Raw genomic sequence first — 6,226 nt, 5'->3', positions numbered from 1 at the left:
TTTCTCTCACTCGGCCTTCAACATCACCAAGTTTGCCGAGATGCCGGCCCAGTGCCCCGTGTGCGGACAAAGCTTCGAGCCGGAGCCGGGGTTCTATTTCGGCTCCATGTTCGTCACCTACGGATTCAACGTGGCCACCGTGCTGAGCCTGGGCGTGCTACTCTATTACCTGTTCGGCAACCCCGACACTTGGGTGTATGTGGTGGTGGTCACGGTTGTGTCCTTGCTCATCGCGCCGCCCGTGCTTCGTTACTCGCGGGCCCTGTGGCTCTACTGGTTTGGCGGCACGCATTACGACCCCAAGTGGCAGCACCACGGGCGCGTGGCTTAGCCGCAAGCGGCCCGTTCATCGTTTTCTTCAATGCTGCTCGGTGGGCTTCGGTCTGCGGGCAGCATTTTTTGTGGGCAACGCGCAGCGGGCTGATTGAAGAATGTTCCGAATAATTTGTATTTTGCAATAGCTCTGCAAACTACTACATTATGAGAACAAAGCTGCTCTTTCTGGGGCTCTGCTGCTTGTCGGCCCGGCCCACACTGGCCCAGGTGGAGCCCGCCGCGGGGCAGTGGAAAACCTGGGTCATTCCATCCGGCGCCGCCATGGCCGTAGCCCCGCCGCCCTCGGCCAAAGCCACCCGCGCCGAAGCCCAAACCGTGCTCGCCCTGGCGCAGCGCCGCGACACGGCCGCGCAGCGGCAGATACGCTACTGGGACGCCGGCGCGCCCGGCTACCGCTGGCAGGCCATCGCCGAGCACCTCTCCAGCGACCCCATCTTTATGTGGCGCGGCCAGACGCTGATGAACATCGCCATTTACGACGCCACCGTGGCCGCCTGGCACGCCAAGTACGCCTACCGCCGCACGGGACCCGCCGGCCGGCGCCGCAGCACGGCGTGCGTGGCCCTGCCCACCAGCCCCTCCTACCCTTCTGAGCACGCGGTGGCGGCGGGGGCTGCGGCGGCCGTGCTGGGCTACGTGTACCCGGCCAAAGCAGACTCGCTGCGCCAGCTGGCCGAAGCCGCGGCCCAGTCGCGGGTGCTGGCGGGCGTGGCTTACCCCAGCGATGTGCAGGCCGGCCTGGACCTGGGCCGGCGCGTGGCTGCCGCCATCATCGAGAAAGCCAAAACCGACAGCTGCGACGCCGTGTGGAAAGGCACCGTGCCCACCCAGGCCAGCCTGTGGCGCGACAAGCGCCCGCCCGTGGCGCCCATGCGCGGCCATTGGCGGCCGTTTGTGCTGGCTTCGGGGCGGCAGTTCCGGCCCGGCCCTCCGCCCGACCCGGCCGCCGACATGCAGGAGCTGAAAACCGCCAAACGCACCCAAGCCACCATGGCGCGGGCCTTTCACTGGGCAACGGGCAACCAATGGGGCGAGATGCTCAACCGCAAGCTCTTCGAAACCGGCCTGTACCTCAACGCCCCGCGGGCAGCCCGCGCCTACGCCCTGCTCAGCGTGGCGGCCTTCGACGCCGGCGTGGCCTGCTGGGACGCCAAGTACGTGTACTGGGGCATCCGGCCCAATCAATACGACCCCACGTACCAAACGGTGCTGCCGTTGACGCCGCCGTTTCCCGGGTATCCCTCGGGGCACGCCACGCTGTCCAACTCCCGCGCCACGGTGCTGGGCTACCTGTTTCCGGAAGACGCCGAACTGTTCCTGGCCAAGGCCCGCGAGGCCGCCGAGTCGCGCTTCGACGCCGGCGTGCACTTCCGCGTGGACAACACCGTGGGCCTGGACATGGGCCGCAAAGTGGGCCTGGAAGTCATCAAACGCGCCCGGCAGGACGGCGCCGACGCTCCCCCACCCCGCAAAGTGGCCAGCCGCTGAGCAAGAACGAGTACCCCGAAATTTCATTTCGGCCCGTGGGAACGATGGAAGTTCTACCGGGCCGAAATGAAATTTCGGGGTACTCGTTCCTTGTGGCTCCTAGCGCAGCACTTGCGCGCGCCACACGTTGTTGCTCGGGTTGGCGTCGGGCAAGAGCTTGGTGGCGTTGAGTTGCACCAGCGTGAGCGGCGTGGTAGAATTGTAGCGGAAGGTCCAGGTGCCGCCGCGCTGCCAGATTTCCACCGGGAGCTTCACGCGCGACTTTTTGCCGTTGGTTTCGGTCACGTCGGCCGTCACGGGCATGGCGGCCCGGCCGCGGTTTTCGATGGTGATGAGGGCGCCCTGGGCGGGGTCCTGGTTGACGTAGGCAACGGTGGTCACGGCCTGGTCGAGCACCCAGTTGTTGTACACCCACTCGCGCCAGAACCAGGTCAGGTCCTCGCCGCTGGCTTCGTTCATCGTCCGGAAGAAGTCCTTGGGCTGCGGGTGCTTGAAGGCCCAGCGCCGGATGTAGCTGCGGAATGCGTAGTCGAACCGCTCGGGCCCCAGCACCTCCTCGCGCAGCAAAAACAGGCCGTAGCCCATCTTGCTGTAGGCGGCGTAGCCCAGGTAGTTGGGCTGCGTCACGTCGGGCACGGTGAAGGGCGGGTCGGTGTTGGGGTCGGCCATGTAGCGGGTGTTGCCAAGGACCAGCCGGGCCGTGTCGTTGAGCAGTTTCGCGTACTCGCCGTTGTTGAAAGCCCCGGTAGACAGGATGTTGATGAAGGTGTTGAAGCCCTCGTCCATCCACGGGTACTTGCGCTCGTTCGAGCCCACAATCATCGGAAACCAGTTGTGGCCGAATTCGTGGTCCGTCACGCTCCACAGGCTGGCCTTGCGGGCCTTGGCGCCGCAAAACACGATGCCCGGGTACTCCATGCCGCCCACCACGCCGGCCACGTTGGTGGCCACCGGGTAGGTGTATTCGTACCACTGCTTCGAGTTGTATTCGATGCTCTTCTTCACGTATTCCGTCGAGCGGTTCCAAGCCGTGTCCTGGGCCACCTCCGCGGGGTAGAGCGACATGGCCAGCGACTTGCGGCCGCTGGGCAGGTTCATCTTGGCCGCGTCCCACACAAAGGCCGACGATGCCGCCCAGGCCACGTCGCGGGCCCGCTGGCAACGGAAATGCCAGGTAAGGCGGCCGTTTTTGCCGGCCGGGCGGGAGTTGGCTTGCGTCACCTCGTCGGCCGAGCGCACCACCACCGTTTTGTCGGAGCCAGCGGCTTTGGCCAGGCGGCTTTGCTGGGTGCTGGTGAGCACCTCGCCGGGGTTCACCAACTCGCCCGAGCCGCCCACGAGGTAGTTGGCCGGCACGTTCACGGTGTAGTCGAAGTTGCCGTATTCGAGGTAAAACTCAGCCACCATGTAGGGCAGCGTGTTCCAGCCTTCCACGTCGTCGTACACGGCCATGCGCGGGTACCACTGCGCTATTTCGAAGATTTCGCCGTTTTTGGTTTGCAGGCGGCCGAGGCGGTCGGAGCCGTACTCGGGCACGTTGAAACCGTAATCGATGCTGATTTTCAGTTTGTCGCCTTTGGGCTTCATCGCCTCGGGCAAGATGATTTGCATGCGGGTATCCTGCACGCGGTAGTTGGCCTTTTGCTTCTTGCCGTGCAGCTCAATGTTCACCGTTTGCAGGCTGTCGCCGCCCTTAAAGCCGCGGGCCGAGTTGCCAAAACGCCCGCCGGCCACTGCGGTAGCCGCCGCCCCGCGCGAGTCGGCGCGGTACAGATTCTGGTCGAGCTGCAGCCACACGAAAGGCAGCGCGTCGGGGCTGTTGTTGGTGTAGGTAATGTCGACGGTGGCCGTCACGCGGGCCGCCTTTTCGTCGAGGCGGGCGGCGATTTTGTAATCGGCCGCGTTTTGCCAGTAGGCGGCGCCGGGCTGGCCGCCGGCCGTGCGGGTGGGCGTGGCCAGTTGCTCAATAAAGCCAGGACTGAACAGCGTGCGAGCGTCATACGCCGGGCCAATGGCAGGTTGCTGGGCAGCCGCAGTGCCGGCCACGAGCAAGACTGCGCTCAGCAAAGCGCCAGACAGAAAGTTTCGAATCATGCGAAAACAAGGGATGAAAAAATGACATCGAACCGAGCAAAAACCCAGTTCTGCGCCAAAGGTAGCCGCGTCCTGCGCCTATTCCAATCGGGCTTGCACCAGTCGCATTAGCCCGTTCAAGTCGACCGCGTTCATCTCCGCTGATTGGATGAACGGCGTGAGCACACCCGCTTCATTCACTGCAAAAGCCGCCGGCAAAGCGTGCTGGCTCCACTGCGGGTACTGCCGAATGAACTCGTCGCGGTGCAGAAAATCCACCGGCACTGGCAAGGTCTTGATAAACTCCCGCCACTGTGGCTGCATGCTAGTGGCCCCATACGTGACAGCACAGAGCGAGCACGGGTAGGTACTGGGCGAAAGCACTTTGTGGAACATGTCCTTCAGCCCGGGCAGCAACCCCGCGTCGGCATTGTACACAAAAAGCAGGCGCTGGAGCATAGGTTATGGTTGAAAGAGGAGAAAAGCGCAGGCAAAACAACGTCATGCCGAGCGCAGCCGAGGCATCTCGCGTGTGGTAGTAATTCAATCGTGAGGACAACGCGGGCGAGATGCCTCGGCTGCGCTCGGCATGACGGGCTTTCGGCTCACTGCTTTATGACAGCCTTCGTTCTTACCGTTCAGCACTATTCGTTACCAACTGCCCTACTAACCAATTTACCACGTCAGTATCCACCTGGTCGCGGCATTCGTCCAGGCCGTGGCGGCAGCCGGGGTACAGGCGCAATTCTTTGGGCTCCAGGGCGCGCTCAAAAATGTTGCGAGAACAGGCATCGGGCAATATTTCGTCCTCGGTGCCGTGCACCAGCAGCAGGGGGCGCGGGCTCACGCGTGGCGCCAGGTCGGTGCCGTAGGTCTGGCTGCTCATGGCCACCACCGCCGTGACGGTGTCGCTAAGCGCACCGGCAGCAATCACCACGGCCCCGCCGAAGGAATGGCCCACCAGGGCAATGTTGCGGTAGCCGTGCTGCTGGGCCAGGTATTCGGCGCCAAGCAAGGTGTCCATCACGCAGTCTTCAAAGTGGTTGGGGTGGCGGTAGTGCAGCCGCAGCGAGGCGAGGCCTTGTGCGGCTAGTTGCCCAGCCAAGCGCGGGTACATGCCCCAGGCCGGCCCGTCGAGCCCGCCGCCTGCGCCGCCCACCCACACCACGGCCGGCGCCCCCTCCGGCCCGGGGTGTAGCCGCGCCGTGATGCCGCCCTGGTTGGTATGCAGGGTCAGTTCCTGCACACCGCCCACGGTTTGGTGGTTGGTAACCGATTCCAGAATGAATTCGAGTGCTTGCTTCCGTGCCATGCCCGTTCCCTGCAAAGAGTATGAGGGCTGTACTGCCACAGGCTGGTTTGGTTATGGTCGGGCTGCAGGGCGTAACGCAGTCCCCGGCCTCCCATCAAGGAATAACGCGCTGATTAATTGCAACATACTTCTTGTATTGCTGCTTGCTTGACCCTCAATTATAGCCCGCCCTTTGCTGCATGCCCCCCTGCGTTCTTCTGCAGGTTATTTTCTTGCGATGGCTTCCATTGCCTCCGAAAACGTGAGTACCCGGTAGTCGTTGGCGTGCTGCTTCAAGTAAGCCAGAAAGGCTTGATGCGTTTCAGTGCTAACGGTGAAAAACTCGGCTCCCACGCCGTGGAACTGGTAGATGCCCACGCCGCCCGCCTTTTTGGCCTTCTCGGCAAATGCCACCAATTCGGCCAGCGTGGTGCCTTGTTCCACCATCCAGCTGGGCATTTGCATGGGATTAATGCGGGCCAAGTCAGTGACCACGCTAAGGCGGTCGCCGCCTGCACGGCCGTAACGCACCAAGCCCTGCTGCATCAGCAACGCCCCGTAGTCGACCGTGCCAATCAACAAGTTGTTGCAGGGGTAGGCGAAGGACCGAATTTTTCGGGCCGGGTCGAGCAAAGCCAACAAGTTGTTCTGCGCTTTCACTTCCTGCACCATGCGCTCCACCGTGTAGCTTTCGATGGCATACGCTTTTTGCCACCCCAGCTCCTCGGGGCAGGCGTGGAAAAGCGTGTGGTTGGCCAGCTCGTGGCCGTTGGCCGCGGCCGTGGTCCAGCCCACCACGGCCGGCGACGCTTCTCCCAACGCGGTAGACGCGCCGGCGATGCCATTCAGGAAAAAGGTGGCCTTCAGGCCCGCTGCTTGCAATTGCGGCAGCACCGTGCCCAAGTGCGAAGGCAGGCCGTCGTCATAGGTAAGGCAAATGATGGCTTTGCCTGACTGACCCGCGCCGCGGGGCGGGGCCCCCGCTGCCAGATAGGCCAAACCGAATAGCGCCAAGAGCAAGGGGCGTTTCATAAGCGC

At 63.5% G+C, this 6,226-nt stretch carries 6 protein-coding genes; 2 read left to right on the top strand and 4 right to left on the bottom strand.

Translation table 11 applies throughout. From position 1 onward, the window contains the following. Both VF629_RS15820 and VF629_RS15815 read left to right on the top strand, forming a co-directional pair. A partial coding sequence (locus tag VF629_RS15820) for a DUF983 domain-containing protein (RefSeq protein WP_331059459.1) occupies positions 1-331 on the top strand: 331 nt, incomplete at its 5' end. Between the two features lie 149 nt (positions 332-480). Then, on the top strand, positions 481-1,824 hold the full coding sequence (locus VF629_RS15815) for a phosphatase PAP2 family protein (RefSeq protein WP_331059458.1): 1,344 nt from the start codon (positions 481-483) through the stop codon (positions 1,822-1,824). 99 nt (positions 1,825-1,923) lie between these two features. Here VF629_RS15815 and VF629_RS15810 read toward each other — a convergent pair whose 3' ends face one another. The 4 genes from VF629_RS15810 to VF629_RS15795 form a co-directional block, all read right to left on the bottom strand. Next, a complete protein-coding gene (locus tag VF629_RS15810) occupies positions 1,924-3,918 on the bottom strand; it encodes a M1 family metallopeptidase (RefSeq protein ID WP_331059457.1) in 1,995 nt (664 codons plus the stop codon). 78 nt (positions 3,919-3,996) lie between these two features. Continuing rightward, complete coding sequence (locus VF629_RS15805; protein WP_331059456.1) at positions 3,997-4,356, bottom strand: hypothetical protein; 360 nt, start codon at positions 4,354-4,356, stop codon at positions 3,997-3,999. 172 nt (positions 4,357-4,528) lie between these two features. Continuing rightward, complete coding sequence (locus VF629_RS15800; RefSeq protein ID WP_331059455.1) at positions 4,529-5,209, bottom strand: alpha/beta hydrolase; 681 nt, start codon at positions 5,207-5,209, stop codon at positions 4,529-4,531. A 204-nt stretch (positions 5,210-5,413) separates the two neighbouring features. Then, positions 5,414-6,220, bottom strand: a complete 807-nt coding sequence (locus VF629_RS15795) for a polysaccharide deacetylase family protein (RefSeq protein WP_331059454.1) — start codon at positions 6,218-6,220, stop codon at positions 5,414-5,416. Between the last annotated feature and the right edge of the window lie 6 nt (positions 6,221-6,226).

Origin of the sequence: Hymenobacter sp., from assembly GCF_036388155.1 — a bacterium.
GTDB lineage: Bacteria > Bacteroidota > Bacteroidia > Cytophagales > Hymenobacteraceae > Hymenobacter.
The sequence above is the reverse complement of the archived record's forward strand: the minus strand, read 5'-3'. Positions and strand labels throughout refer to the sequence as shown.

Bases quoted from the DNA above. Each gene is read 5' to 3' on its own strand.
- VF629_RS15810 (WP_331059457.1), bottom strand. From the start codon at position 3,918: ATGATTCGAAACTTTCTGTCTGGCGCTTTGCTGAGCGCAGTCTTGCTC.
- VF629_RS15795 (WP_331059454.1), bottom strand. From the start codon at position 6,220: ATGAAACGCCCCTTGCTCTTGGCGCTATTCGGTTTGGCCTATCTGGCA.
- VF629_RS15815 (WP_331059458.1), top strand. From the start codon at position 481: ATGAGAACAAAGCTGCTCTTTCTGGGGCTCTGCTGCTTGTCGGCCCGG.
- VF629_RS15805 (WP_331059456.1), bottom strand. From the start codon at position 4,356: ATGCTCCAGCGCCTGCTTTTTGTGTACAATGCCGACGCGGGGTTGCTG.
- VF629_RS15800 (WP_331059455.1), bottom strand. From the start codon at position 5,209: ATGGCACGGAAGCAAGCACTCGAATTCATTCTGGAATCGGTTACCAAC.